This is a genomic window from Enterobacter cloacae complex sp. SHL012, from assembly GCF_049237505.1.
GTDB lineage: Bacteria > Pseudomonadota > Gammaproteobacteria > Enterobacterales > Enterobacteriaceae > Enterobacter > Enterobacter kobei.
Map to the genome: position 1 here is coordinate 192,074 of NZ_JBMKIZ010000002.1, position 23,755 is coordinate 215,828.

The 23,755-nt window shown below is 53.7% G+C and carries 24 protein-coding genes and 2 tRNA genes; 16 read left to right on the forward strand and 10 right to left on the reverse strand.

Going from position 1 to position 23,755, the window contains the following annotated elements; translation table 11 throughout:
• Positions 1-10 precede the first annotated feature (10 nt).
• Together ACOTY9_RS08645 and ACOTY9_RS08650 are read right to left on the reverse strand one after the other, a co-directional pair.
• Positions 11-1,291: an oligosaccharide MFS transporter gene (locus ACOTY9_RS08645; RefSeq protein ID WP_348563967.1), complete on the reverse strand. Its 1,281-nt coding sequence runs from the start codon at positions 1,289-1,291 to the stop codon at positions 11-13.
• Positions 1,288-3,126: a DUF2264 domain-containing protein gene (locus tag ACOTY9_RS08650; protein ID WP_348565651.1), complete on the reverse strand. Its 1,839-nt coding sequence runs from the start codon at positions 3,124-3,126 to the stop codon at positions 1,288-1,290. The genes ACOTY9_RS08645 and ACOTY9_RS08650 overlap by 4 nt, the downstream gene beginning before the upstream one ends.
• A 228-nt stretch (positions 3,127-3,354) precedes the next feature.
• On the opposite strand from ACOTY9_RS08650, the gene ACOTY9_RS08655 reads away from it, so the two are divergent.
• Positions 3,355-4,212, forward strand: coding sequence for an AraC family transcriptional regulator (locus tag ACOTY9_RS08655; protein ID WP_023338222.1), 858 nt, complete (start codon positions 3,355-3,357; stop codon positions 4,210-4,212).
• A 54-nt stretch (positions 4,213-4,266) separates the two neighbouring features.
• On the opposite strand, the gene ACOTY9_RS08660 is transcribed toward ACOTY9_RS08655, so the two are convergent.
• A tRNA-Ser gene (locus ACOTY9_RS08660) sits at positions 4,267-4,354 on the reverse strand.
• A gap of 278 nt (positions 4,355-4,632) precedes the next feature.
• On the opposite strand from ACOTY9_RS08660, the gene ACOTY9_RS08665 reads away from it, so the two are divergent.
• The 5 genes from ACOTY9_RS08665 (at position 4,633) to ACOTY9_RS08685 (ending at position 9,673) form a co-directional block, all read left to right on the forward strand.
• Positions 4,633-5,769, forward strand: coding sequence for a D-alanyl-lipoteichoic acid biosynthesis protein DltD (locus ACOTY9_RS08665; RefSeq protein ID WP_063614077.1), 1,137 nt, complete (start codon positions 4,633-4,635; stop codon positions 5,767-5,769).
• A gap of 128 nt (positions 5,770-5,897) precedes the next feature.
• On the forward strand, positions 5,898-7,016 hold the full coding sequence (locus ACOTY9_RS08670; RefSeq protein WP_248189774.1) for an MBOAT family O-acyltransferase: 1,119 nt from the start codon (positions 5,898-5,900) through the stop codon (positions 7,014-7,016).
• Entirely contained in the window at positions 7,013-8,446 is a 1,434-nt protein-coding gene (locus ACOTY9_RS08675; RefSeq protein WP_348565652.1) for an AMP-binding protein, read from the forward strand. The genes ACOTY9_RS08670 and ACOTY9_RS08675 overlap by 4 nt, the downstream gene beginning before the upstream one ends.
• A 17-nt stretch (positions 8,447-8,463) precedes the next feature.
• Positions 8,464-8,682 (forward strand): acyl carrier protein, encoded by a 219-nt coding sequence (locus ACOTY9_RS08680; RefSeq protein WP_023332630.1) that lies wholly within the window; start codon positions 8,464-8,466, stop codon positions 8,680-8,682.
• 154 nt (positions 8,683-8,836) lie between these two features.
• Positions 8,837-9,673, forward strand: coding sequence for an alpha/beta fold hydrolase (locus ACOTY9_RS08685; protein WP_023332629.1), 837 nt, complete (start codon positions 8,837-8,839; stop codon positions 9,671-9,673).
• A 66-nt stretch (positions 9,674-9,739) separates the two neighbouring features.
• Here the strand turns inward: ACOTY9_RS08685 and ACOTY9_RS08690 are convergent.
• Together ACOTY9_RS08690 and ACOTY9_RS08695 are read right to left on the reverse strand one after the other, a co-directional pair.
• Positions 9,740-9,827 (reverse strand) — tRNA-Ser (locus ACOTY9_RS08690).
• 144 nt (positions 9,828-9,971) lie between these two features.
• Positions 9,972-11,600 carry an ABC transporter substrate-binding protein gene (locus ACOTY9_RS08695; RefSeq protein WP_023338218.1) on the reverse strand — a complete coding sequence of 543 codons (1,629 nt, stop codon included), beginning with the start codon at positions 11,598-11,600 and terminating at the stop codon, positions 9,972-9,974.
• Between the two features lie 269 nt (positions 11,601-11,869).
• On the opposite strand from ACOTY9_RS08695, the gene yccA reads away from it, so the two are divergent.
• Complete coding sequence (yccA, locus tag ACOTY9_RS08700) at positions 11,870-12,529, forward strand: FtsH protease modulator YccA (RefSeq protein ID WP_013097244.1); 660 nt, start codon at positions 11,870-11,872, stop codon at positions 12,527-12,529.
• A gap of 55 nt (positions 12,530-12,584) precedes the next feature.
• Here the strand turns inward: yccA and ACOTY9_RS08705 are convergent, their stop codons facing one another.
• Together ACOTY9_RS08705 and ACOTY9_RS08710 are read right to left on the reverse strand one after the other, a co-directional pair.
• Complete coding sequence (locus ACOTY9_RS08705; RefSeq protein WP_045134644.1) at positions 12,585-13,061, reverse strand: hypothetical protein; 477 nt, start codon at positions 13,059-13,061, stop codon at positions 12,585-12,587.
• On the reverse strand, positions 13,058-13,813 hold the full coding sequence (locus ACOTY9_RS08710; protein WP_023332627.1) for a winged helix-turn-helix domain-containing protein: 756 nt from the start codon (positions 13,811-13,813) through the stop codon (positions 13,058-13,060). The genes ACOTY9_RS08705 and ACOTY9_RS08710 overlap by 4 nt, the downstream gene beginning before the upstream one ends.
• Before the next feature lie 308 nt (positions 13,814-14,121).
• Here ACOTY9_RS08710 and ACOTY9_RS08715 point away from each other — a divergent pair, with 308 nt between their 5' ends.
• The 7 genes from ACOTY9_RS08715 to tusE all read left to right on the forward strand — a co-directional run bounded on the left by ACOTY9_RS08715 (position 14,122) and on the right by tusE (position 20,359).
• The gene (locus ACOTY9_RS08715) at positions 14,122-14,865 is read left to right on the forward strand and encodes a hypothetical protein (RefSeq protein WP_023332626.1); all 744 of its coding nucleotides are present in this window, start codon (positions 14,122-14,124) and stop codon (positions 14,863-14,865) included.
• A 75-nt stretch (positions 14,866-14,940) separates the two neighbouring features.
• Positions 14,941-15,447: a CS1 type fimbrial major subunit gene (locus ACOTY9_RS08720; protein ID WP_023332625.1), complete on the forward strand. Its 507-nt coding sequence runs from the start codon at positions 14,941-14,943 to the stop codon at positions 15,445-15,447.
• Positions 15,448-15,519: 72 nt separating this feature from the next.
• Complete coding sequence (locus ACOTY9_RS08725; RefSeq protein ID WP_421637335.1) at positions 15,520-17,760, forward strand: TcfC E-set like domain-containing protein; 2,241 nt, start codon at positions 15,520-15,522, stop codon at positions 17,758-17,760.
• On the forward strand, positions 17,757-18,236 hold the full coding sequence (locus tag ACOTY9_RS08730) for a CS1-pili formation C-terminal domain-containing protein (RefSeq protein ID WP_421637336.1): 480 nt from the start codon (positions 17,757-17,759) through the stop codon (positions 18,234-18,236). Before ACOTY9_RS08725 ends, ACOTY9_RS08730 begins: the two co-directional genes overlap by 4 nt.
• A 1-nt stretch (position 18,237) precedes the next feature.
• On the forward strand, positions 18,238-19,398 hold the full coding sequence (locus tag ACOTY9_RS08735; protein WP_348565653.1) for a CfaE/CblD family pilus tip adhesin: 1,161 nt from the start codon (positions 18,238-18,240) through the stop codon (positions 19,396-19,398).
• Between the two features lie 10 nt (positions 19,399-19,408).
• Positions 19,409-19,960 (forward strand): LuxR C-terminal-related transcriptional regulator, encoded by a 552-nt coding sequence (locus ACOTY9_RS08740; protein ID WP_045269357.1) that lies wholly within the window; start codon positions 19,409-19,411, stop codon positions 19,958-19,960.
• Positions 19,961-20,029: 69 nt separating this feature from the next.
• The gene (tusE, locus tag ACOTY9_RS08745; protein WP_008499913.1) at positions 20,030-20,359 is read left to right on the forward strand and encodes a sulfurtransferase TusE; all 330 of its coding nucleotides are present in this window, start codon (positions 20,030-20,032) and stop codon (positions 20,357-20,359) included.
• Here tusE and yccX read toward each other — a convergent pair.
• The 3 genes from yccX to ACOTY9_RS08760 form a co-directional block, all read right to left on the reverse strand.
• A complete protein-coding gene (gene yccX / locus ACOTY9_RS08750; RefSeq protein WP_045269356.1) occupies positions 20,356-20,637 on the reverse strand; it encodes an acylphosphatase in 282 nt (93 codons plus the stop codon). The genes tusE and yccX overlap by 4 nt on opposite strands.
• A gap of 11 nt (positions 20,638-20,648) precedes the next feature.
• Complete coding sequence (locus ACOTY9_RS08755; RefSeq protein ID WP_234449864.1) at positions 20,649-21,377, reverse strand: AraC family transcriptional regulator; 729 nt, start codon at positions 21,375-21,377, stop codon at positions 20,649-20,651.
• 70 nt (positions 21,378-21,447) lie between these two features.
• Positions 21,448-22,005 carry a kinase inhibitor gene (locus ACOTY9_RS08760; RefSeq protein WP_348565654.1) on the reverse strand — a complete coding sequence of 186 codons (558 nt, stop codon included), beginning with the start codon at positions 22,003-22,005 and terminating at the stop codon, positions 21,448-21,450.
• Positions 22,006-22,179: 174 nt separating this feature from the next.
• Between ACOTY9_RS08760 and rlmI the strand changes: the two genes are divergently transcribed.
• Both rlmI and hspQ read left to right on the forward strand, forming a co-directional pair.
• Entirely contained in the window at positions 22,180-23,370 is a 1,191-nt protein-coding gene (gene rlmI / locus ACOTY9_RS08765) for a 23S rRNA (cytosine(1962)-C(5))-methyltransferase RlmI (RefSeq protein ID WP_014883260.1), read from the forward strand.
• A gap of 60 nt (positions 23,371-23,430) precedes the next feature.
• On the forward strand, positions 23,431-23,748 hold the full coding sequence (gene hspQ, locus ACOTY9_RS08770) for a heat shock protein HspQ (RefSeq protein ID WP_008499919.1): 318 nt from the start codon (positions 23,431-23,433) through the stop codon (positions 23,746-23,748).
• The last annotated feature ends 7 nt before the right edge of the window (positions 23,749-23,755 follow it).

The window sequence follows — 23,755 nt, forward strand, 5'->3', positions numbered from 1 at the left end:
AACTCCTGAATTAATGTTTGGCCGGTTCAACCGGGGCGGAATCTAATGCCGGAGCAAAGGGGCGTGAGACATCGCACTTAGACTGGCAGCGCGACAGCGTAAAGGCGGAAATCAGCGTAAATATCAGGGCGCAGCAGCCCATCAGCAGATAGGTATGCTCAAAGCCTATCCTGTCGTACAGATAGCCAGCAGGTGGGGCGACCACAATCGACCCCACGTAAATCATCGCCTGGTAGCCCAGCAGGTACATCGTGGCGTTAACCCGACGATGGAAGTGTTCGGCGATGTATTTAAAGACCGAGATCAGCAGCAGTGCGATCTCGACGCCATAAAACGGTTTGATGATAGAGATCACTATCGGGTCACTGGTGAGTCCGGAGGCGATCAGCCGAGCCCCGACCACGCAGCCGCAGAACACCAGGCCGCGCTTGGCGCCGTAGTGATTCACCAGCCACGGGATACACATCATCATCAGGAATTCCATACCCGACTGGACGGTGCTCAGGTAGCCGTACCAGGCATTTCCCTGCTCTTTGGTGGCGAAGAATGATACGAAGTAGCGCGGGAATTGCTGTTCGGCGATAAACATCATCCACGCCACCCCGGCGACGTAGAGGCTGAACATCCAGAATTTGCGGTTTTTCAGGAGCATCAGCACATCGGCAAAGACGATCTTATTGGCGGAAATAACATTGTTATTACGCAGCTGCTCATCGCCGATTTTGAGGCTAATCAGCACCAGCAGCATCAGTATCGAGGTACCGCTGCTGAGCAGAAAGTTGGCCAGCGGCGTGACGTTAAACAACAGCCCGGAGACCGAAGCCGCCATCGCCCAGCCCAGCGAACCCCACATTCTGATGCGGCCAAACTCCAGCCCGTACAGGCGGCTAAAGCGGTCTGCGTAAGATTCAGACGCCGCCACGCCAGCGTACCAGCCCAGGCTCAGATACAGCGCGCCGATGATAATCCCGGCCATCGCATGGCTTTCCAGCAGCGGCTGGTACACCAGCGCAAAAAACGGTGCCATCAGCGCAGAAATGGCGCAGACAAAATAGAGCAGCCACTTGCTCATGCCGATTTTGTCCATGATGTAGCCATACACCGGCTTCAGGACAACCGCGAAGACGCCATTGATGGCGAACACGCTGCCGATAGTGATGCTATCGAGGCCCACTTTCTGGCTCAGCCACAAGGCGTACAGGCCAAAGCTGGATGACCAGGTGAAGAAGTAGAGAAAAATAAAGGTACTCATTTTGTACTGTGCGGCGCGTACGGACGATGATGTGCTCATAGCGATGTCTCCGGGGCCAGAACGAGCGTCGTTTCTTGTCGTGCCATCACGAAGCGTACCGCGTCATCGCTAATGAAGGCCTGCGGGCAGTGTTGCGGATCGAAGCCTGCGGCATTTCCCGCCCACACCGCGCTTATCAGCAAATGCGTGCCGGGATCGAGTTCGCCGCGCAGCAGCGGCACTGCCGCGCGCTCGGCAAACAACAGATTACTGTTTGGTGGCGTCACCACCGTTTCGCCGCGGCGGGCGTGCGGATGTAAACAGAAAATGGCTGAGGCATCCTGGGCATTGCGTAACCAGCAGGCGCTTTCCATCTCCTGCGCCTGCGGCTGTGGGCGGTTCGCGAGGCTAAAGCCCCCTTCCGCGCAATCCAGCGCGCGTTGAGTATTGATACGATGGACGCGCAGTTGCCAGTCGCCCAGCGCCAGCAGCCAGCTTTCAACCACCACGTCGCGCCACGGCAGCCAGCGGCTGTATATGGTACCGTCGGCGGTGACCACGTGCTGGCATTCACGGCGGCCACGCCAGTAGTTATCTTTTTCGGCCAGCAGCAGCATCGAATCGGGTGCGGCATGGTTCAGGCCATAGCGCCCGCGTTCGAGGGTGAAGCCAAAGCGGGTGGAATAGGCAAATTTGCAGTATTTCGCTTCGGTATTCACGAAGTTGTTCAGCTCCAGCTGGCCGGACGTCAGCATCCACAGGTGATCGGCCTGATGCACCACCACCTGATCCGCGTGGGCTATCGTGTGCTGCGCGGGCAATGGCGGCAGCGGCAGCTCGGCCGCCTGCCAGAAAGCGTCGCCCTCATCTAATGCCAGTACCAGCAGGGTCTTCAGGCCCCAGTACGGTGAACCGGGCGCGTTGTAGTCTTCCGCCATCGCCAGATTCGGGTAGCTGTAGCCGACGCTCAGTATGCCGTCGCGGTCGAATATCGGCTGCTTCAGCCACCAGCGCAGATGGCGCAGCACGATGCCCTTAATTACGCCCGGCGAAAAGACCTCCAGCCCGGCGAAAGCCGCCGCACTCCAGAACGCCGCCTCGGCAAAGCGGTAGGTCAGGCTACGGCCAAACGGGATCGCCGAGCCGTCTTCGGCAAAGAAATGAATGAAGTCAGAGGAGAAACGCGCGGCGCGATCGCGCAGGGTTGCACACCGCGTTGGATCAACATCGGCCATTAGCTTCGCGTAAATCAGGCCATAGAAATGGAAGCCCATCGAGATGTAATAGTCGCGCGGCCGGCCCGGACCATCGGAGTACCAGCCATCGCCAAGATAGTAGTGCTCCATGGCAGCGAAGTGATTTTCCAGCGCCTGCGGATGGGTCGGCATGCCACAATAATGGAAGCCAACCTGCACCAGAATCGGGAAGAAGTGCCAGTTGTTATCGGGGATATCCTGGGTCTCGCACTGCTTTAGCCAGCGCCATAGATTCTCTTTCTCCGTCTCAGTGAAATGTGCCAGTACGGTTTCGCCCGCCAGCGCCAGCAGTAATCCGTAAGCCGCCATTTCGACGATTCGCTGATCGAAAGGACCGACATCGCCCCAGTAATCAGCATGCTGCGGATTGGTGCCGTTTTTTATCGCCTGTAAATAGAAAGAGAAGTGTTGCGGCTCGCTGCCGCCAGCCAACAATGGCGTGATGCCCCACAGCAGACGGGAAAAGGTTTCCATGCTCGCGACCTGCTGGCCGTAGTGAGCGGTAAAGTTCGCTAAATCAATGCGGCTGGCGTCTTTTTTAAAATAAGGCGTCACCGCGTTCAGCATATCGTTAACCAGCCGCAGTACCTCATCACGGCTCGTCAGTGGGTTATCCACATGAATATTTTCAGGTTGCACAGGGTCCTCCCGCATAACACGAAGGTAGAGATAAGTTATTGTTATTTGGCTTATTAAAGCCACGAGTGCGACGTCTGAATGAAGAGTAACCGCTTTTATTCCCGGTGCTGAGTGAGCAGACTCACAAAATTAAACCGGCATTTCATTTTTGCTGGATTTTGTCGATCGAGAGAGGGATAAATTACAAATGATGGTCTAAAAATTTAAATCTGTTGTCCTGGAGGGAAAATGGGTGAAACGCAACTGCTGGAACGCATTACGCTCGATCGGCAGGCCATTTCATTTAACCGCATGTACACCACCAGCGCGGTTTACTACCACTGGCATCAGTGCGTTGAATTGCTCTATATTTCCAGCGGTTATGGCATCGTGGTGGTGGACAATCAGCACTACACCGCCCGTCCGGGGCGTTTATTTGTCTTCCCGCCCTTCCGTTTGCACAAAGTGCAGGTCGATCATAGCGATAAGAACCCCTACCACCGCACCACCATGCACATTGCGCAATCGGTCGTCGAAAGTGCGCTCAGCACCTTTCCGCGCCATCAGGCCCGGTTCGCCGCGCTGGCCGCCAGCAATCTCCCGGCACAAATTTACGATCTCAGCACGCACGCGGCGTTTATTGAGAGAATACTTGAACAGTTTCAGCACCTGGAGGACAACGCGCAGACCGAGGCCTGCGAGGTGGCATTTCTGGTGATGCAGTTGATGACATGTCTGCCCGAGCAGCCGCAGCCCTACCCGCCGCGCCAGCAGACCGTCGCCTCGCGGATAATGAGCTGGGTCGAAGCCCACTATGCCAGCAAGTTTTCGCTCGATCGGTTAGCGCACGACCTGGGGCTCTCGCGAAGCTATACCTCACGCATTTTCCGCCAGCAGACCGGCGGTAGCATCCACGAATATTTGCTGACCCGGCGGATTAAAAGCAGCTGCGATCTGTTACGGTACAGCGATGAGCCTGTTGACGCCATTGCACTGGCAGTGGGGTTTAGCGAGGTGACCTATTTCATTACCTGCTTTAAAAAGATGATGCGTCAGACGCCGCTGCAGTATCGACGGAGTAACTCCGGCACCAGAATTCCCGGTTAAGGCGGTTTTAACAAACAAAAAACCCAGGTCGCATAACGACCTGGGTTTCGAATTTGGCGGAAGCGTAGAGATTCGAACTCTAGAACCCTTTCGGGTCGCCGGTTTTCAAGACCGGTGCCTTCAACCGCTCGGCCACGCTTCCAAAGTGAGGCGCACTATAAACATCTATTAGCGCCTTGTAAAGCAGGAATTTTTCTATTTCTACGCCCTGGCGTTTAACTGCGCAAAAAATCGCTCATTCCACGATCCCCGCGTCGCTCTCTCCCACTTGTACATACCGTTACACGGCAACGCTCATCCTTCTAAATCGCTCTGGTATAGAATGCCCCAAAATAGACGGCCATTTGTTGTGTAATTGTTATAAAGCCGGTTATCAACGGATTTTAGAAAATTGCCGCCATGTAGTCTTACTGGTTAATGATGAAAATCAAAAATACGTTTTGCTTACATATCCTGATGGCAGCCCTGGCCATTTTATTCCTCAGCATTCACCCGCTGGTGACCAGCTTTGATCCGCCGCTTAAATTCCAGCCGCTGATCAAATCCATGGCGGGCACACCGAAAGAACAAGCGGAAAAAATTGCCACCATTTCCCATGCCCTGGAGGGGAATGCCATTTTCTTCATTGGTGCCTCTGAAGTTGCCACCTCCGAAGATGAACATTACGCGGTCTATCATTATTTTAATCAGCAATTACACCAACCCGTCGTGGCGTATGGCGATGCGTTTGTCGATGATGAAACACAATTTTTACTGTTTTCACGTTTTAAAAATAGCCTTAACGCAAACAGTAAAGTGGTTTTATTGTTGGCACCTGACAGCTTTTACTCAAAAGGTCTGCCACCCGCTATCTATGCGGATAATTTTCCGGGCTCTGTTTTTGATCCCCTGATGAAGGATCCGCAGGCACGTCCGATCCTCATGAATTATTTAAAACATATTGATGCTAAAGAGATAAGCCATTTAACCTTTGGGCAAATGCGTGTCTTCGGCTGGCACCCCGATCTGATTTGGGATGAGATCGGTTTCCAGTTCGCTAATTTTTGTACCCTGATAAAAAACGACTGGCTGTCGCTGCTCAATATCAGGCCTGAGACGGCGCAACCCTGGCCGCAACAGCCAACCACCCACATGACTCCGGACTGGAATAAAGAGCTGGCGAATGCCCGTGAATTAAATAAAGTTCGCCAGCAAAGTGCGGCGACCCTGTGGATGGACAAAACGATTTACGAAGAGGACGGTAAGCCGCAGCAGTGGGATGACACGCCGGTGGTGCCCGGCCAATTCGCTGCGTTCAGGAAAACCGTCCAGCTGCTGAAGGCACATCACGTGCAGGTCATTGCTATCGTCGACCCGGTTAACCCGTGGGCGCTTTACCATACCGACACTTTCCGCCCGTACGATAAGCAAATTCAATCCATTCTGAAAGAGAACCAGATCCCTTATTTAGATATGTACGCTATGCCTTATCAGAATGGCTGGAACTGGGACCGACTGCACCCGACTGAACTGGCCTGGGTGCCTATGCTTCGCTTTATTGCACAGAGTTTTAAATAATGAAAATCGCGATCCGTCTGTTTTTCCTTTATCTCCTGCTTGGGATCACCATCGTCGCGTGGACCGCTGTCGATAACAGCATGAGTATGCAACTGCATTTTGAATATCAGAAATTCTGAGGCCGAATGATGTACAGCTCAGGACTGTTTTTTGTCTGTTTATTTTCATCGGCACTGATATTTGCGCTGATTAATCGCCTGCTGCGCCATCGCCTGACCTGGTTATCGTCCTTGGCCGTCCTGACAGCATTGGGCTGGGGCTATATTTTTCAGGGCGATTATCGTATTCCGGCGATCGTATTTGGCTGTTTTTATCTTTTCGCCACATTAAAAGAAAAAGGATGGTTAAAAACCTGGCAGGCGATCGTGTTAACGCTGCTGCCACTGTTTTTGGTGAAATTACATTTTAATCACCATCTCGGCATGATCGGTCTCTCTTTTATGACCTTTCGCGCGGTGGATGTGCTGTTGTATCGCAGTAAAAAAGAGGGCCAGAATATTCTGCACTATTTCTGCTACCTCTTTATGCCCTTTATTATTCTGGCCGGGCCGATGTACCGCTGGCGGACATGGATGAGCGATGTGAATAAACCCGCATTCACCCTTAACCGTGAACAATGTTTAACAGCGTTAGAGCAGATCGTCACCGGTATCATCCAGAAGTTCCTGTTTGCCATGCTGATCGATTCGCTTGTGGTGCAGCCCTGGAGCCATAAGCCGTTTTCGCTGACCGTCGGCGTGGTGATGTCGATTGCTTACAGCGCCTATCTGTACTTTGATTTTGCAGGTTACAGCAATATGGCCATCGGTGCCGGGCGCTTATTCGGGCTGAATATTCCGGCAAACTTCAATATGCCGCTGCTTGCAAAGAACCCTCAGGACTTCTGGCGGCGCTTCCACATCAGCCTGTCTGAATGGCTGCGCGATGTGGTGTTTATGCCCGTCTATATGAACCTGATGAAGTTCAACTTTTTCCGTCAGAACAAAACGCTGGCGCAAAATATCGGTATTTTTTGCACCCTGTTCTGCATGGGGGCATGGAATGGCCTGGAACGCCATTATGTCATCAGCGGCGCGCTGTTTGGCGCCATTTCTGTCGCACACAACATGCTGCTGTGGTCAGCCAAACGCAGCCCGGCATTACACCGTGGTTTGCAGTATCCGGCAGTGGCGTTTTTGGGGCGAATTCTGACGCTGGGCAGCGCCGCAGGATCCCTTTACATCTTTAGTGGAATGTCTCCTCTATGAAAAATCACACCGATCTGCAGGAACTGCAGGATTTATTACGTGCGGCATTGCGCGATCCCGCCTCCCCGCAGCAGCTGGCCATCACTGGTAGCGACGAAACCCTCAGCTGGCTACAGCTTTCCGCCGCCGTGATGGACTGGGTGGAACGCTATCAACGCTGCAAGCCTATCGAAGGCACACCGGTCGTATTATATGGTCATCAACAGGCCGAGTTCGCCGTGGCGATTTATAGCTGCCTGCTGCACAACATTCCGTACATCCCGGTGGATTGCATCTACCCGCAGGAGCGGCTCCGGGAGATTTGTAGCCTGGCCAGTGTCCCTTACTATTACGACGTGGCAACCCGGCAGTTTATTGCCACCGGTGAAGCGGGCAAGGTCCTGGAAGAGCAGGATCTGGCCTATATCATGTTTACCTCAGGCAGCACCGGCAAACCGAAAGGCGTGCAGATTGGACGTGAGAGCGTCTGGCACTTCATGAAATGGGTCAGCCAGGACTTTTCCCTGCCGGCAAAACCGGTGCTGATGAACCACGCGGTGTTCAGCTTTGACCTCTCCCTGATCCCTTTGCTGGCGAACCTGGCGATGGGCGGACACATCGTGCTCAACGCCAAAGAGGATATTCAGAAAGAGAACTGGCTGGCGCGACTCAAAAGCAACGCGGTCTCCGCCTGGGTGTCCACGCCCTCTTTTGCCTACCAGCAGCTGCTGTCCCCGCAGTTTAACAGCGAGTATTTGCCTGAACTCGGCGTCTTTATCTTCATTGGTGAAGTGCTCAATAAAGCGCTGGTCAAACAGCTGCGCCGCCGTTTCCCGCAGGTCAAAATCATCAACTCCTATGGCCCAACGGAAGCGACCATCGCGACGACGGTGGTTGAAATTACGGATGAGATCCTTAACCAGGACAGCGCCGTGCTGCCAGTGGGGGTCATGATGCCGGAGAGCAGAATGGACATTTCCGCCGAGGGCGAGCTGATTATCTGGGGTAAAAACGTCATGCGCGGCTACCTCGGCCTGCCGCAGGAGAACGCGGCAAAATTACTGCATCGGGAAGATGACGCGTGTCGCGGCTACCGGACCGGCGATCTGGGTTATGAAGCGGGGATGATCTATTGCCAGGGTCGCAACGATAGTCAGGTCAAACTGAATGGCTACCGTATTGAAATCAACGAGATCGAAAACCGTCTGCTGGCCATGTCCGGCATTAATGAAGCGGTAGTGATGCCGCTGATGAAACCCTGCGGCAGCGTGCTGCGTATTGCCGCGTTCTGCGTGACGGAAATGGCACCGGACACGATCAAAACCTCGCTGTCGAAAGTGGTTCCCCACTATATGGTGCCTTCACAAATTATCGTAAAAGACGCGTTGCCGCTGAACCCTAACGGCAAAATTGACCGCAAATTGCTGGACGCTTACGCCCGCACTCATTAATTATCCCAGGAAACATAATGGAAAACGAAATTCTCGCCCTGTTCGAAAAAGTATTATCCCGTAAAGTGGGCTTTCACGATGAACTGATTGAATCTGATATTCTCGACTCTATTCTGGCAGTCGATATGGTGCTGGAAGTGCAGGACGTTTACGGCTGTATGATCCCGCCAACTGACGTAGCGACGGTGTTGAAGACCCCGGCAGATCTCGCCCGCTATATTGAAGAGAACCGCTAAGCCCAGCTGTATGACCCCGCCCTGGGGGCTCTGGCGCGCCGCACCAGAGCCCTGAATCCAAAATGAATACCTTTCACGGGAATGAAACCCACCGCTGATATGATTTCTCCTACACTTTAGGGGTCGTGTTGTTTTTAACAGAGGAGTCTGCGGTATGGCATTCGTAACAACGAAAGACGGCGTCAACATTTACTACAAAGACTGGGGTCCGAAAGAAGCTCAACCCATTGTTTTCCATCACGGCTGGCCATTGAGTGCCGATGACTGGGATAACCAGATGCTCTTCTTCCTTGCAGAGGGCTATCGCGTTATCGCTATCGATCGTCGTGGTCATGGACGTTCGGATCAGGTCAGTGAAGGTCACGATATGGATCATTATGCGGCCGACGCGTCGGCCGTGGTTGAAAGCCTGGATCTGCACAATGCCGTGCACGTCGGTCACTCTACCGGCGGCGGCCAGGTCGCCCGCTATGTAGCGAAATACGGCCAGCCGCAGGGGCGCGTCGCCAAAGCGGTGCTCGTCAGCGCCGTTCCCCCGCTGATGGTCAAAACAGAGGATAACCCCGGCGGGACACCCATCGAGGTGTTTGACGGCTTCCGTAGTGCGCTGGCAGCCAATCGCGCGCAGTTTTACCTCGACGTAGCCAGCGGCCCTTTTTACGGTTTTAACCGGGATGGCGCGGAGGTTTCACAGGGTACGATTCAGAACTGGTGGCGTCAGGGAATGATTGGCAGTGCCAAAGCGCACTATGAGGGGATTAAGGCGTTTTCAGAGACTGACCAGACGGAGGACTTAAAAGCCATCACGGTTCCCGTTCTGGTAATGCAGGGCGATGACGATCAGGTCGTACCGTATAAGAATGCCGCCCTTCTGCAGGACAAGCTGCTGGCGAACAGCGTGCTGAAAATTTATCCAGGCTTCCCGCACGGGATGCACACCACGCATGCGGAGACCATCAACGCGGACATTCTTGCGTTTATCCGTTCATAAACGTCAGGTTTTAAATTCACGCCAAAAGAAAAACCCCAGCTTAACGAGTAAGCTGGGGTTTATATCTGGCGGAAGCGCAGAGATTCGAACTCTGGAACCCTTTCGGGTCGCCGGTTTTCAAGACCGGTGCCTTCAACCGCTCGGCCACACTTCCTAAGTGAGGCGAACTATAAACACCTCACCGCGTGCTGTAAAGAGTGGCTGCAATCGTTCGCTGTAAAAATAGCCAAAACGCGTTTAATCGGTTGAACTGACGACATATCGGCGATTTTAACAGCATAACATTCAGCCCGCCCTCTTAATGCTTTTTGATGTACATGTCTTTTGTGAAATAGTACCCGAGCTTATCCGGTGTGAATCCCCCTACCCACGGTTTGACCAGGTGGGTACGAACGTAGTGATAAACCGGAATGGCTGGCACATCACGGCCAAGCAGATCCTCCGCCTGCTGGTAGAACTTACCCCGTTCCCCGGCTGTTTTCGCTTTCGCGGCGTTGATCAGGGCCTGGTCGTACTCCGGATTGCTGTACTGGCTGGTATTTTCGCTGTCGCCGGTACGGAAGTTGTTCAGGAAGGTTGCTGCATCGTCGTAGTCCGCAATCCATGCGTAACGCACCGCGTCAAAGTTGTGGGTGTGCATGGTATCCAGCATGGTTTTCCACTCCTGATTTTGCAGCTTCGCGTCCACGCCGAGGTTTTTCTTCCACATGGAGCTGGCGGCAATCGCGATGCGCTGGTGCGATTCAGAGGTGTTATAAAGCAGGTTGAAGCGCAGAGGATGGCTTTCGTTATACCCCGCTTCGCTGAGCAGTTTTTTCGCCTCCGCGATGCGCTTGTCCAGCGGCCAGCTGGCGTAATCCGGGTTCTGCAGCTTGACCCCACCGATGTCCGGCTGGCTAATCAGCCACGCCGGACGCTGCCCCTGCCCTAACACTTTCCCGGCAATGATGTCTTTATCCAGCGCCATATTCAGCGCCTTACGCACGCGCGCGTCGTTGAACGGCGGGCGCGTGGTGTTGAACTCGTAGTAATAGGTCGCGAGCTGCGGTGAAACGTCCAGCTCGCTGCCAAGGGTTTTCTTCAGCTGGGCAAACTGGTTAATGGGAACCGTGTAGACAATATCAATTTCACCCGCTTTATAGCGGTTCACATCCGAAGCTTCAGAGGTGATGGGCAAATACGTCACTTTGTTGATAACGGTATGCGCATTATCCCAGTAGCGCGCGTTACGCTCCGCCACAATGCGTTCGTTGACCACCCACTGAGAAAGTTTATACGCCCCGCTGCTGACGAAATGCTCCGGCTTGGTCCACTTATCGCCAAAACGCCCAATCAGCACTTTGTCCACCGGTACCAGCGACGGGTGCGCCAGCATCGCAAGGAAAGCCGCGTTTGGCTGCGTGAGCGTCACTTCCAGGGTGGTATCGTTAATCGCTTTTACCCCCAGCGTATCGGGGGCTTTTTTCCCCTGGGCGATATCGGCCGCGTTGGCAATATGCATGTTGCCCGGATAGCTGGCATACGGTGACGCCGTTTTAGGATCGATCAGGCGCTGCCAGCTCCAGACCACATCTTCTGCGGTAATCGCTGTCCCGTCGCTCCAGGTGATGCCCGGCCGCAAATGGAAGGTCCAGACGGTATTGTCTTTGTTCTCCCACTTTTCCGCCAGCCGGGGCTGAATTTCACCCGTCGGGGAGACGCTCACCAGACCTTCGAATAAATCGCTGATAATATTGAATTCGACATCGCTTTCGACTTTATGCGGATCGAGCGAAGCCGGTTCACTGCCATTATTTCTGACCAGTTCCTGTTTCTCTGCCAGCGCGGTTCCTGCCGGGACGTTGGCCGCCCAGGATGCCGTACTGGCGCACAGGATCCCGGCGGTAAGTAAAGAGAGTGTAAAGCGCGTGCGTGTTTGTGGTTTCATGTCCTTCGCCTTATTGTCTGTTTTATGACGATCCGGAGATAACTCTTAGCGCCCTAAGGGTAATAACGCAATATTTTTCAGTAACCTATAAGAGGTTGATCTGGTAAATTTTCTCAAACCGCTGTTCATTCTGGTGAAATGCATTTCTGCAGAAGAAATAACCATCTCCTTCGCTAACGTGCTGAGTAAAGATGGGTAAAACCACTTTGAGACTGGCTCGCCGTTTCCTATTCTTTCCGCTAATTACATCTGTCATAAGAGAGTGACTCATGGATCGTATTATTACTTCTTCACGCGACCGCACATCGCTACTCAGTACCCACAAGGTGCTGCGCAATACCTATTTCATGCTCAGCCTGACGCTGGCGTTTTCGGCGATCACTGCCACCGCCAGCACCGTGCTGATGCTGCCGTCTCCGGGGCTGATCCTGACGCTGGTGGGGATGTATGGGCTGATGTTCCTGACCTACAAAACCGCGGATAAACCGGTCGGTATTCTGTCCGCGTTCGCCTTCACCGGCTTCCTGGGCTATATCCTGGGGCCGATTCTGAACGCGTATCTGTCTGCCGGTATGGGCGACGTGATTGGCATGGCGCTGGGCGGTACCGCGCTGGTGTTCTTCTGCTGCTCGGCCTACGTGCTGACCACCCGTAAGGACATGTCCTTCCTCGGCGGTATGCTGATGGCGGGTATCGTGGTGGTGCTGATTGGTATGGTGGCTAACATCTTCCTGCAGCTGCCTGCCCTGCATCTGGCGATTAGCGCGGTGTTTATCCTGCTGTCATCTGGCGCGATCCTGTATGAAACCAGCAACATCATTCACGGCGGTGAGACGAACTACATTCGCGCCACCGTGAGCCTGTATGTATCGCTGTACAACATCTTCGTCAGCCTGCTGAGCATTCTGGGCTTCGCCAGCCGGGATTAATCTGCATCACTGATACGAAAAAAGAGAATGCCCATGGCATTCTCTTTTTTTTGTCTTATTCTCCCCGGCAGATATAGGTAGGATAACGCCGGTCCTGAATCAGCCACACGGCGGGCGACAGTTCAGAGATCGTCAGGTAGTAACGTGCGGTCGGATAGGCGAAGCTTCCCCATTGAGCATCCGGGGTATTGTCATTGTGTCGACGCCGGGTTTTGGTGTAGCTCAATACAATGACGTTATCATCTTTCCGTTGCTCCCAGGTAAAGTCGACATCCCTGTCAACGATCAAACATTGCCCGCCAGCCCTTGCCGCGCCTTTGTAAGTCGTCAACCCGGTTCCATCCTGATGAAAATAGAACTGAGCAAAGGTATTGACCTTCACCTCACTTGCTTTTCCCTCATTGCGCGTGAAATTAAATTCTGTACTGCAGGCAAGCACATCCTTTTTACCCAGGCCGCCAGAACAGTAAAAAAGCGCTATTGCACCACCAACCAGTACACCGCTCAGCCCAAAAATAAGTTTTATTTTCATTTTTCAGCCCCGCTTTTATAACGAATGGTTTTGCACAGTCTGGTTTTACTTCCCGGGCAGGCACCAATGAAAACCTCATCCGCGGCGGAAATAGCAAAACGGGCGCTGAAATAATAAATATTATACTCTTCTCGCTCGCATGCCACGTTATTCGCCTCCAGCTGTTTCGCTAATTTCGATAACACTAACGGCCGTCCATGATCGTTAATTATCCAGATACTGCAACGCGCAATTTTTTCCTTAACTGGCGTGAGTTTCGCCGGAACGGTTATCCCCTGCGGGCGGCTAAAGTACAGGCAGCCCCCTAGTGCAGCGACGATCGCGACCGCCGTAATAGCCCCCCTTTTCAGGAACGTGCGCCGCGGCTTTACGTCTTGCTGTTCAACCGGAGACTGAGAATCAACGGGTTGAATATTCTCCCGAGGCTGAAAAATCACATCGGCCTCAAAACGAAATCCATAGCGGGGTACGGTCACGATAAATTCATGCCCCTCTCCCAGCGACTGGAAGCTTTTACGTAATTCGCTTACCGCTTTATTGAGATTATTTCCTGATGGCGTAAAGCCGAACGCTTCCCACACGCGCGCGATCAATTCATCCCGGCTAAGGTCACGACCTCTGTGCTTAATAAACTCCTGTAAAAGACGAACGGCCGGTGCCGAAAGCGTTAATACAGACTCGGGTTGTCCAACAAGACTTATTGCATGTGCTTCAGGATCGAATAACAACGAATTATTGCATATAAAAAACATCTTTTATTCTCGGCTGTTACCGCATGCTTTTTAATCCCTGGTACATCGACATGAAAACCACCTCCTGATCTGCTTATTTTGTAATCAGAAGGAATTTTCTTCCCATCCCTGGTCGCGGTATTTTCGCTTAACTATACAACCTTAAAGACAGAAAAGCAGGATAAAAAACTGTATTTAACGAGTTAATTAATACAAATTTTCACAAACCGCTGTTCTGGTTAAAGTTTCCCTGCCCTGAAGCGATACGAAAGCAGACGGTGTCCTGGTGTTAACGCGCCACCGATGAACTCAGAGCAGGCAGGCAGAATGTGAAACAGAAAAAAAGAGTGAACATGACAACCGCCTTTTATGTCGCCGCGCTGTCATTACCATTTTTCTCAGAAATGGCAATGGCCAATATGAGCGTGTACCCGATGGAACTTAACGTGGATAAGTCCGGGGCGGCGCAAATAAAAGTGGCTTCAAAAACGGATGATATTCAGTTCATTCGGGTGAGGCAAAAGAAAATTCTTAATCCCGGCACTGCCGACGAAAAAGAGATTGATGTCGCCTCGTGGAAAGAAGGTGGCGTTGTTGTGACGCCAGAAAAATTTGCCCTGGCGGCTGGCGCAATGCGCGTCGTTCGTTTGGTATCGCTCACGCCACCGGAAAAAGAGACCACCTGGCGCGTCTATTTTGAAGGGGTAAAGCAACCTGACAGCATTATTCCAGGTCAGGCAGAAAGCGCTGCGGCGAAGGCGACATTGGGCGTCAATGTCATCTGGGGCGCCCTGATCCACCTCGCCCCGGAAAAAAGTGTGGTTTCACTCTCGATAGACCCTCGCAGGGGGACGTTAAAAAACAACGGTACGCTGCGCGTGCCGCTGAGAGAGATCGGTATTTGTGACGCAAATTCGTCGTGTAAATGGATTAAAGAAGACGCGACGATTTATCCAGACACCGAACGGAAATTAAAAACGCTCACAAAGACACAAGGCCATAAATATAAATTCCGCTACTTCAACTGGGTGAATAAAACCGCTGAAGAAGCTGATTTACCCGTCGTGCAATAACACGACGTTACCGTAAAGACCCCAAAGGGTTTGTTTAAAGAGCCAGGGTGCTCATTTGTAAATATGGAGATATCAATGCGTAAGTATTTTAAACCCCTGATGATTGTTGCCGCGATGACCACGTCCGTTAGCGCGCTGGCGATCCAAAAAGATATTACCGTCAACGCCAGCGTTGATTCACAGCTGGATATGACCCAGGCCGATAATACGCCGCTGCCGGCAAGCATCGATATGCAGTACCTGCCAGGCCGCGGTCTGGAAAGCTACCGCCTGAATACCAAGGTATGGTCTAACTCCGCCACCAGCAACGTGAAAGTCCGTCTGGTGAGCGCCGCGAAGCTGGCAAATGCCGACGGTGCTGAGTCCATCCCAATGACGGTGAAGCTGGGCGATAAAACCCTCTCTACCGCCGATGTTGAATATACCGGTACCGAACTGTTCCCGGGGAGCATTGAAAACGGTTCAGCGGTACTGCCGCTGACCATTTCTCAGACCACCAAAGGCATTCTGAAAACCGGTCAGTACAGCGGTGTTGTCAGCCTGATGCTGACGCAAGCGACGACCACGGAAGGCGGTGCGTAACACCACAGCACCTAAGGAATAACGTCAGAGGGTGCCCACCCTCTGACGTCAGGATGATGTCGAGGCTCGTTCATGGCGTTTCACAGAAATACTCTCCTCTTTGTTGCTTTGTTACCCGCTTCCATCCAACTCGCCTGTGCCGGGATGACCGTCCCGGCAGGTTTTGAAGATCTGGCGAAAACCCAGCGCCTGTGGACAGAGGTAAACCTCTATGGCGAGTCGCTTGGCCTGTTTGAAACGGATATCACGCTTGAAACGGTCAGTTTTGTCGCACCTGAAACCGTTGTAGCAGCCATCAAACGACGGTTTAACGACGACCCTGCTCTCGTTGCCATCGTGTCTGCCACGCTGGCCGTTCCGCTTGCCCGTAACGGCAACCTGGCCTGCAGCAGCAACAGTTCCGCAGCGGGCTGCGATTACATTGATACCGACCACGCGGCCATTATCTATGACGAGAATAACGCCCGTATTAGCCTGTTTTTAGACAAGAAATTCCTGCCTAAAGCCACCGCGGAAAATCAGTGGTATCAGCCCACGCAGGACACCGAAAATGCGCTTATCCATCAGCAGAATGTTAATTTTGTTGCCGACAGGGATTATCAGTCAGCCACCGTGCAGGGCAATGGCGCGCTGGCGCTCACGCAGGACGGCTATGTTAACCTCGACTGGACCTGGCTGGGACAGCGTTCAAGGCACCAGCAGCAACAGGAAATCACCGTTAACAATGCCTGGTTCCGCCAGGATATCTTGCGCCAGTACTATGTCCAGCTGGGCGAAATGGATACCCGCGATCTGTTCAGTAATGCCGGTGGAAATATCAACCTCAGCCAGCTTCCGCTGGGGAAAATTCGCGGCGTGCGCGCAGGCTCAACACGGGCGTGGATAAATCCGGTTCAGCAGTCAAAGGGAACCCCTATCACCGTGCTGCTTTCCCATGACGCGCGTATTGATGCCCGCCGTGGCAGTCAGCTGCTGGCCAGCTTTTACCTGAATGCCGGGGCGCAAACTCTCGACACGCGATCGTTTCCGGACGGGAGCTACACCGTCACGCTGTCGGTCTATGAAAATAACCGGCTAACGCGTACCGAGCAGGTGCCGTTTACCCGAACCGGCATTACGCCATTCGACCGCGTCGAGTGGTTCCTGCAGGCTGGTGAAACCGACAATAGCGATCAAAACGAAGAACCCAGCGCGGTTGCGCAGGCGGGCGTACGCCTGCCCGTCACCGAGACCTTAGCGCTTACCAGCGGAGCAACGATAAAGCAAAACCAGCGCTTCCTGGAAAATGCGCTCGACTGGAGCCGGGGCTTCAACGCGGGCCCGATCGACGGCGTGCTGAGTACCCGGTTTAGCTACCTTTACGGCAGCGAAGGCCAGCGCGGCAATATTCAGCAAATCAGCTACAACGACGGTTTTTCACTGAGCCTCTATCGCAACGCGCTATCAGCGGAAAACTGCAACACCCGAAGCGCCGGGTTTGACGCCGTGAACGGCTGTTATCGCACCCTCTCGGTGATGTTTTCCGTCCCTGTCGGCGCCTGGTATGCGAGCCTCGGCTATTCGGATAACCGCAACGAAGGACGGTACGTTTCACGCCGGGAGCTGCCGGATAGCGTCGATCGCCACGATGCGGGTTTGCCGTGGGAATCGGTCTATATGACCCGCTCGCGCTCGCGGGCCTGGCAGGGAGGCCTGAGCAATGCCTTTAGCACCCATGGTCTGAACATTAACAGTAGCGTTAACCTCTTCATGCGCAACGATGATGCCCGCGACGGCAGGGACAAAGGCGGCTACCTGAGCGTGAGCCTGTCCATGGCGCATAACCGTCAGGGTGATGCGTCTAGCTATACCTCTCTGGGGGCGACCTGGCAGCACCAGCAGCGTGAAAAAAATCAGCTGAGCTACAACGTGGCGCATAACTGGTACAGCGATGCACGCGGTGAAAACGAGTACGGCCTTAGCGCATCAGGCATTAACAGCGACTCGCTGAATACCTCAGCCTATACGCGCCAGGGCGGGCGATATGGCAACGGCAGTCTGACCGTCAGCGACGCCTGGGATCGTCAGGACAGACGCCATACGCTGAGCACCAGCGGCAACTACAGCTCGACACTTGCGCTGTCGCGTTCTGGCCTGTGGCTGGGCCGATGGAGCGACGGACGCCCTGCTTCCGCCGTCGCGGTTAACGTTGCCACACCGACTGATACCTGGCTCCGAGCGTTGCCGTGTCGCTGGATAACAGCGGGAGCGCAGACATTCCGGGTAATAGCCGCGCTCTCTTCGCCGTACCGGGCTACCAGCAGACCACGTTGACAATTAACGAATCGCTGGATGTATCCCGGGGAGCCAGCAGTGAGATCACGCAAGGTTCAGGCAGCAGAACGCTGTTTATGGTGCCAGGCAAACTGCTGCGTCGGGATGTGCAAACCACCGCAAGCTACACCTGGCTCGGCCAGTTAACCGACGAGCGTCATTCGCCGTTTATCGGTGGTGTGCCGCTGAACGTTAACGGCTGGAGCGATCTCGGCAACGGCGGATTCAGCGCCCAGAGCGATGCTCTGCTGCATAACCTCTACCTGGTGCGTCAGCAGCAGTTTTATCAGTGCGAACTCAACGTGAAAAGTATGCGCGACGTGGTGCGCTATGTCGGCTCAATTCCTTGTCGGGAATTAACCTTCTCGGCCCTGCCGGATGCCGTCCAGCAGCAGGCGCAGCTGATGCTCGCCGGACGATCGGTACCTGCCGGGCCAACTGCCATGAACGCCGACAACCTCACTAAAGGGAAATGATGTGATGAAGTACCTCTTTATTTTACTGTTGTTAAGCCTGTGGACAGGCCAGACGCTGGCGGGCGCCCCTGCGGGACGAAACACCAGCGTTGGGATCAGCTTCGATCGCACGGCACCGCCTGCACGTTTCGATATCTGGTTGCATGAATCGGGCGGCTTTGACGCCGCCGACCCGCAAAAGTGGGGACGTAATACCCTGACCTGTCAGTCACGGACCGACGCCACGTACGGGGCCTGCATGGACTCACCGGTCTGGTTTCAGGCGAACCCAGCCAAGCCTTATGCCATCACATTACATTTTACGCATGCCCTCACCAGCAAGACGGTGGATATCAAGGTGTATGGCGATCACCATATGTTCATTAGCAATAAAGTGGATATTTTTGCCAGCTTTGTCACAGCTGGGAATGTTGATATCTCCGCCTGGAACAGAGAGCCCTACTTCGATTTCTATATTGTGAAAAGCGAACTGGACAAGCTCGCATTACCGGGGATCTGGACCGCAACGCTGAAGCAAAACCTGCGTCAATGGGGTAATGGTAGCTGTAGCAGCGGAAATGCCAATAATGTTAACGTGGGCTGTCCTGGCTATCTCGCTATCGCCAGGTGGCAGGCAAATATTCGCATTGAGGTGGTCGATCCGGGTAATCAGCAGATTTATCTGCCGGCATTTCCGCACTCCACGCCCATCGTTAACCTCAACCTGACTAACTTCCCGGGGCGGCCGGGTGGCAGTGAGATCCAGGGAGAAAATACGCTGGATATGTGCCTGTACGATGGTAAAAACAGCACCAGCACCCGCACCTACCTTCGGTTTGAGGACGACGGACTCGCCTCAGCGGGCCGTACTGAAGGTGCGTTTTCAATCAGGCGACGCGGAGGAAGCCAGACCGATGCGCGAGACCGTCTCGACTATCAGGTCTTTGTCACCCATCCCATCACAGGCGCAACAGACATCGTCGCTAACGGTGAAACCGTGGTCTGGCAAGGGACTAACGATCCGCGGTATCTGCGTCAGGTCGTCCTGCCCGGCGGACGCGAGAGCGTACTGTGCGTGCCAGCCCCTATTATCCTGAAAACCCCTTCATTTACTGCCAGCAGCAAAAATGCCGGGGATTACACCGGCACGCTACGCATTATCTACACACCCAGTACATTATAAAGAGGCCGCCGTGAATTACGTTATTCTTGATAATAATCGCTTTTATGCCGAAGGTTTACGCTACGCCCTTCTGCGCCGTAACGCTCAGATGCTGGTTGAAAGCGGCGCGGTAACGTGGCGACATTCGTTATTGGCCTGCGACACCCTCGTTGTGCGCTGCCGCTTTTCCGTCGCCGGGACGCATCAGGCGCTGGTTGAGATTCTGCTTCAGCTGGAGGCCAGTTGCTGGGAAGGAACCCTTTATCTGGTGTGCAATGAAAAAGGCTGGGCGCTGGCCACGCATCTGCGAAAGCGTTTTGCCACGCTGACCTCATATATTATTGATGACAGAATTGCCGTCGCGGATGCAGCGTATCTGCTTGCAAAAGAGCCCCGTCGGGTCCGCAGCCTGAATTGTTGCCTGACGGGCATGGAGTTCAATGTTCTCGACAGGCTGGTTAACGGGCAATCGGTAAGACATGTTGCGACAATGACGCAGATGAGCGAAAAACAGGTCTCGACGTACAAATGCAACGCGTTAAAAAAGCTGAATGCCAACAATCTGCTACAGCTTCTTCTGTAGACCGAAGTTTCTCATGCCGCCCCTTCTTTGCTAGACTAGGGGCGGTTTTTACTTTATCGACAGAGCACTATGTTCATTTTTGCAGGCCAGGAAATTGAGACCGATAGCGAAGGCTATCTGAAAGATACCACGCTATGGAGCGAGCCACTGGCGGAAAAAATCGCCGAAAACGAAGGTATCACCCTCTCCCCCGAACACTGGGAAGTCGTGCGTTTTGTGCGCGAATTTTATCTCGAATTTAATACCTCTCCGGCGATCCGCATGCTGGTGAAAGCGATGGCCAATAAGTTTGGCGAAGAGAAAGGCAACAGCCGCTATCTGTATCGTCTGTTTCCGAAAGGCCCGGCAAAACAGGCCACCAAAATTGCTGGCCTGCCAAAGCCGGTGAAATGCATTTAATAACGAATACTGAAGTTCTCGTATTCCCGGCCGGGTTGATGCGGTTCCGTTAGCACCCTGTCAACCCGCGCACTGCGCGGGCCACCTGCTTTCAGCCACACCATCAGTTTTTCTACCTGCTCCGCGTCGCCACAGGCGACCACCTCAACACTGCCGTCATCCATGTTTCGCGCATAGCCCGTTATCCCGAGCTGAAGAGCCTCACGCTGGGTGCTGTAGCGGAACCCGACGCCCTGAACGATGCCGTGAACCCAGGCAATAGTGCAAACTTTTGACATTTTTCTTCTCCTTAACGTAGCGTTTTCGGCAAACAGCCGTAGTGCTGCCGAAAGCGGGCGGTGAAACGAGAACTGGAAAGATACCCACATTGTAATGCGATTTCGCCAATGGGTAATCGGGTCGATTGCAGCTGTGACAGCGCAACGGCCATTCTCACCTCTTCCACGATCTGGCGAAAACTCTGCGACTCTTCACGCAACTTTCTGCGCAGCGTCGGCACACTTAAGGCCAGACGGCTTGCAATATCCTGCGCAGTCCAGGATCTGGCCGGCGATAGCATGATGAACTGTCGCACCTGCTCAGTCAGGTTACTGCTTCGCTCAATAAGCAGCGGACCTGCCACGCCTTCATGCAGCAATGCCAGCAAAAGACCGAAGGCCTGATGTTTTTGTAACGCCTCCGGTAAATCCTGACGCACGGCGTGCAGCAGGTTATCCCACATAAACGTCAGCCCCTCGCTCAACGGGACACAAAGGGAATGTAACGTCGTGCCCGGCCAGGATTTCAGGTAATGCGCTTTAAACTCGGCCAGGATTTCTGGCGACAACATCAGCAAGTCCGATCGAAACATGCCGTTCGCAGGCTGATTAATAATCTCCATTGACGTATTGGCCGGGATAATAATCAGCGCATCCCTCGTTGCCACCAGGCGATTATCATCCTGAACAATGACCTTACTGCCGTGAGTAATGTGACAAATGGCCGGAAAAAAAAGTTTAACCTGGTGCAGGCGATGCATTTTGCTGGCACTGACTTCGCCCGCCGTCAGCTGTTTATGTTGAAGGTAAAACTCCTGCACCGGGTCATCCTTATCTGCTGTACGTTGCGGTTAACTGCGTTTTTCCGAGAACGTGACTGTTTATCATATAACCGACCAGCGCGCCGCTGGCATTGTTATCAAGGGGCAGTGTGTCCACGTTCAGCGCCCAGACGGTAATCTGGTAACGGTGCGGTTTGTCTCCCTCAGGTGGACATGCGCCGCCAAATCCAGAATAACCGAAGTCATTACGCCCCTGCACCGCGCCAGCGGGTAATTTCTCACTCTTTGGGTTACCCGCGCCCGCAGGCAGTGCCATTGTTTTCGCAGGAATATTGGCGACTGTCCAGTGCCACCAGCCACTGCCGGTGGGGGCATCGGGGTCATATACCGTGATGGCAAAACTTTTCGTACCGGCTGGCGGATGTTTCCATGCAAGCTGCGGAGACTGATTATCACCGTGGCAGCCAAAAGCGTTGAACACCTGCTGTTGCGCTAAACGGTGCTCCCTGGAGATATCCTGACTGGTGATACTGAAAGGCGTTGCCGCTAAAACCTGAAAACTTATCGCCGCCAGAGCGGTTGTTACTATTACATTGCGCTTTTTCATGGGGGAGTCCTTTGCTGAACGGGAAGCCCCAATGTAAGGCACGCGGCCATACCGTAATGTGCTTAAGCGATTTGATTTTGTGCCGAAACGCTCAAAGGCATCCACAGATGATTGCGACTTGCTGAATGTGATAATCTACGCGCCATTTCCCTGAAATCGACAGAACAGCAAATTATGAGTGTACGTTTAGTGTTAGCCAAAGGGCGCGAGAAATCCTTACTGCGCCGTCATCCCTGGGTTTTTTCTGGCGCAGTTGCCCGCATGGAAGGCAAAGCCAGCCTCGGTGAAACCATTGATATCGTTGACCATCAGGGGAAATGGTTAGCGCGAGGCGCATACTCGCCTGCGTCCCAGATCCGCGCTCGCGTCTGGACCTTCGACAAAGATGAAACCATTGATATCGACTTCTTTGTTCGCCGCCTGCAGCAGGCGCAGCAGTGGCGTGAGTGGCTGGCAAAGCGTGACGGTCTGGACAGCTATCGTCTGATCGCCGGTGAGTCCGACGGCCTGCCGGGTGTGACCATCGATCGCTTCGGCAACTTCCTGGTGCTGCAACTCCTGAGCGCCGGAGCGGAATACCAGCGTGCCGCGCTGATTAGCGCGCTGCAAACGCTGTTCCCGCAGTGTGCCATTTACGACCGCAGCGATGTGGCTGTGCGCAAAAAAGAGGGCATGGAGCTGACTCAGGGGCCTGTAACGGGCGAACTGCCGCCAGCCCTGCTGCCCATTGAAGAACATGGCATGAAGCTGCTGGTGGATATTCAGGGCGGTCACAAAACGGGCTATTACCTTGACCAGCGCGACAGCCGTCTGGCGACACGCCAGTACGTCGCCGACAAGCGCGTACTTAACTGCTTCTCCTATACCGGCGGTTTTGCCGTTTCGGCGCTGATGGGCGGCTGTGCGCAGGTCGTCAGCGTGGATACGTCACAGGAAGCGCTTGACGTGGCAAAACAAAACGTCGAGCTAAACAAGCTGGATTTGAGCAAAGCGGAGTTTGTACGCGACGACGTTTTCAAGCTGCTGCGTAAATATCGCGATCAGGGCGAGAAGTTCGACGTTATCGTGATGGATCCCCCTAAATTTGTGGAGAATAAAAGCCAGCTGATGGGCGCCTGCCGCGGGTACAAAGATATCAACATGCTGGCCATCCAGCTGCTGAACCCGGGTGGCGTTCTGCTGACGTTCTCCTGCTCCGGTCTGATGACCACAGATTTATTTCAGAAAATCATCGCCGATGCCGCAATAGATGCTGGTCGTGATGTACAATTTATAGAGCAGTTCCGTCAGGCAGCCGATCATCCCGTGATTGCTACCTACCCGGAAGGGCTGTATCTGAAAGGGTTTGCCTGTCGCGTCATGTAACTTGAAAAGAGAAATATTGACCACACATAACGTGTAAGTCGTATTTCCCGGGAGGTGACTATGATTGCCAGCAAATTCGGTATCGGCCAGCAGGTCCGCCACACTTTGCTAGGGTATTTGGGTGTGGTCGTCGATATCGACCCGGAGTATTCCCTTGATGAACCGTCAGCAGACGAGCTGGCGGTTAACGCCGAGCTTCGCGCTGCGCCCTGGTACCATGTGGTGATGGAAGGTGACGACGGACAACCTGTTCATACCTACCTTGCCGAAGCGCAGCTGAGTAGTGAGTTGCAGGAAGAGCATCCGGAGCAACCTACGATGGATGAACTTGCTCAGACCATCCGTAAACAGCTACAGGCTCCGCGCCTGCGGAACTAAGCGTGTA

Bases quoted from the DNA above. Each gene is read 5' to 3' on its own strand.
- ACOTY9_RS08645 (WP_348563967.1), bottom strand. From the start codon at position 1,291: ATGAGCACATCATCGTCCGTACGCGCCGCACAGTACAAAATGAGTACC.
- hspQ (WP_008499919.1), top strand. From the start codon at position 23,431: ATGATTGCCAGCAAATTCGGTATCGGCCAGCAGGTCCGCCACACTTTG.
- yccA (WP_013097244.1), top strand. From the start codon at position 11,870: ATGGATCGTATTATTACTTCTTCACGCGACCGCACATCGCTACTCAGT.
- ACOTY9_RS08685 (WP_023332629.1), top strand. From the start codon at position 8,837: ATGGCATTCGTAACAACGAAAGACGGCGTCAACATTTACTACAAAGAC.
- ACOTY9_RS08695 (WP_023338218.1), bottom strand. From the start codon at position 11,600: ATGAAACCACAAACACGCACGCGCTTTACACTCTCTTTACTTACCGCC.
- yccX (WP_045269356.1), bottom strand. From the start codon at position 20,637: ATGTCAAAAGTTTGCACTATTGCCTGGGTTCACGGCATCGTTCAGGGC.
- ACOTY9_RS08720 (WP_023332625.1), top strand. From the start codon at position 14,941: ATGCGTAAGTATTTTAAACCCCTGATGATTGTTGCCGCGATGACCACG.
- ACOTY9_RS08665 (WP_063614077.1), top strand. From the start codon at position 4,633: ATGAAAATCAAAAATACGTTTTGCTTACATATCCTGATGGCAGCCCTG.
- ACOTY9_RS08760 (WP_348565654.1), bottom strand. From the start codon at position 22,005: ATGAAAAAGCGCAATGTAATAGTAACAACCGCTCTGGCGGCGATAAGT.
- ACOTY9_RS08655 (WP_023338222.1), top strand. From the start codon at position 3,355: ATGGGTGAAACGCAACTGCTGGAACGCATTACGCTCGATCGGCAGGCC.
- ACOTY9_RS08670 (WP_248189774.1), top strand. From the start codon at position 5,898: ATGTACAGCTCAGGACTGTTTTTTGTCTGTTTATTTTCATCGGCACTG.
- ACOTY9_RS08675 (WP_348565652.1), top strand. From the start codon at position 7,013: ATGAAAAATCACACCGATCTGCAGGAACTGCAGGATTTATTACGTGCG.
- ACOTY9_RS08755 (WP_234449864.1), bottom strand. From the start codon at position 21,377: ATGCATCGCCTGCACCAGGTTAAACTTTTTTTTCCGGCCATTTGTCAC.
- ACOTY9_RS08710 (WP_023332627.1), bottom strand. From the start codon at position 13,813: ATGTTTTTTATATGCAATAATTCGTTGTTATTCGATCCTGAAGCACAT.
- tusE (WP_008499913.1), top strand. From the start codon at position 20,030: ATGTTCATTTTTGCAGGCCAGGAAATTGAGACCGATAGCGAAGGCTAT.
- rlmI (WP_014883260.1), top strand. From the start codon at position 22,180: ATGAGTGTACGTTTAGTGTTAGCCAAAGGGCGCGAGAAATCCTTACTG.
- ACOTY9_RS08705 (WP_045134644.1), bottom strand. From the start codon at position 13,061: ATGAAAATAAAACTTATTTTTGGGCTGAGCGGTGTACTGGTTGGTGGT.
- ACOTY9_RS08725 (WP_421637335.1), top strand. From the start codon at position 15,520: ATGGCGTTTCACAGAAATACTCTCCTCTTTGTTGCTTTGTTACCCGCT.
- ACOTY9_RS08680 (WP_023332630.1), top strand. From the start codon at position 8,464: ATGGAAAACGAAATTCTCGCCCTGTTCGAAAAAGTATTATCCCGTAAA.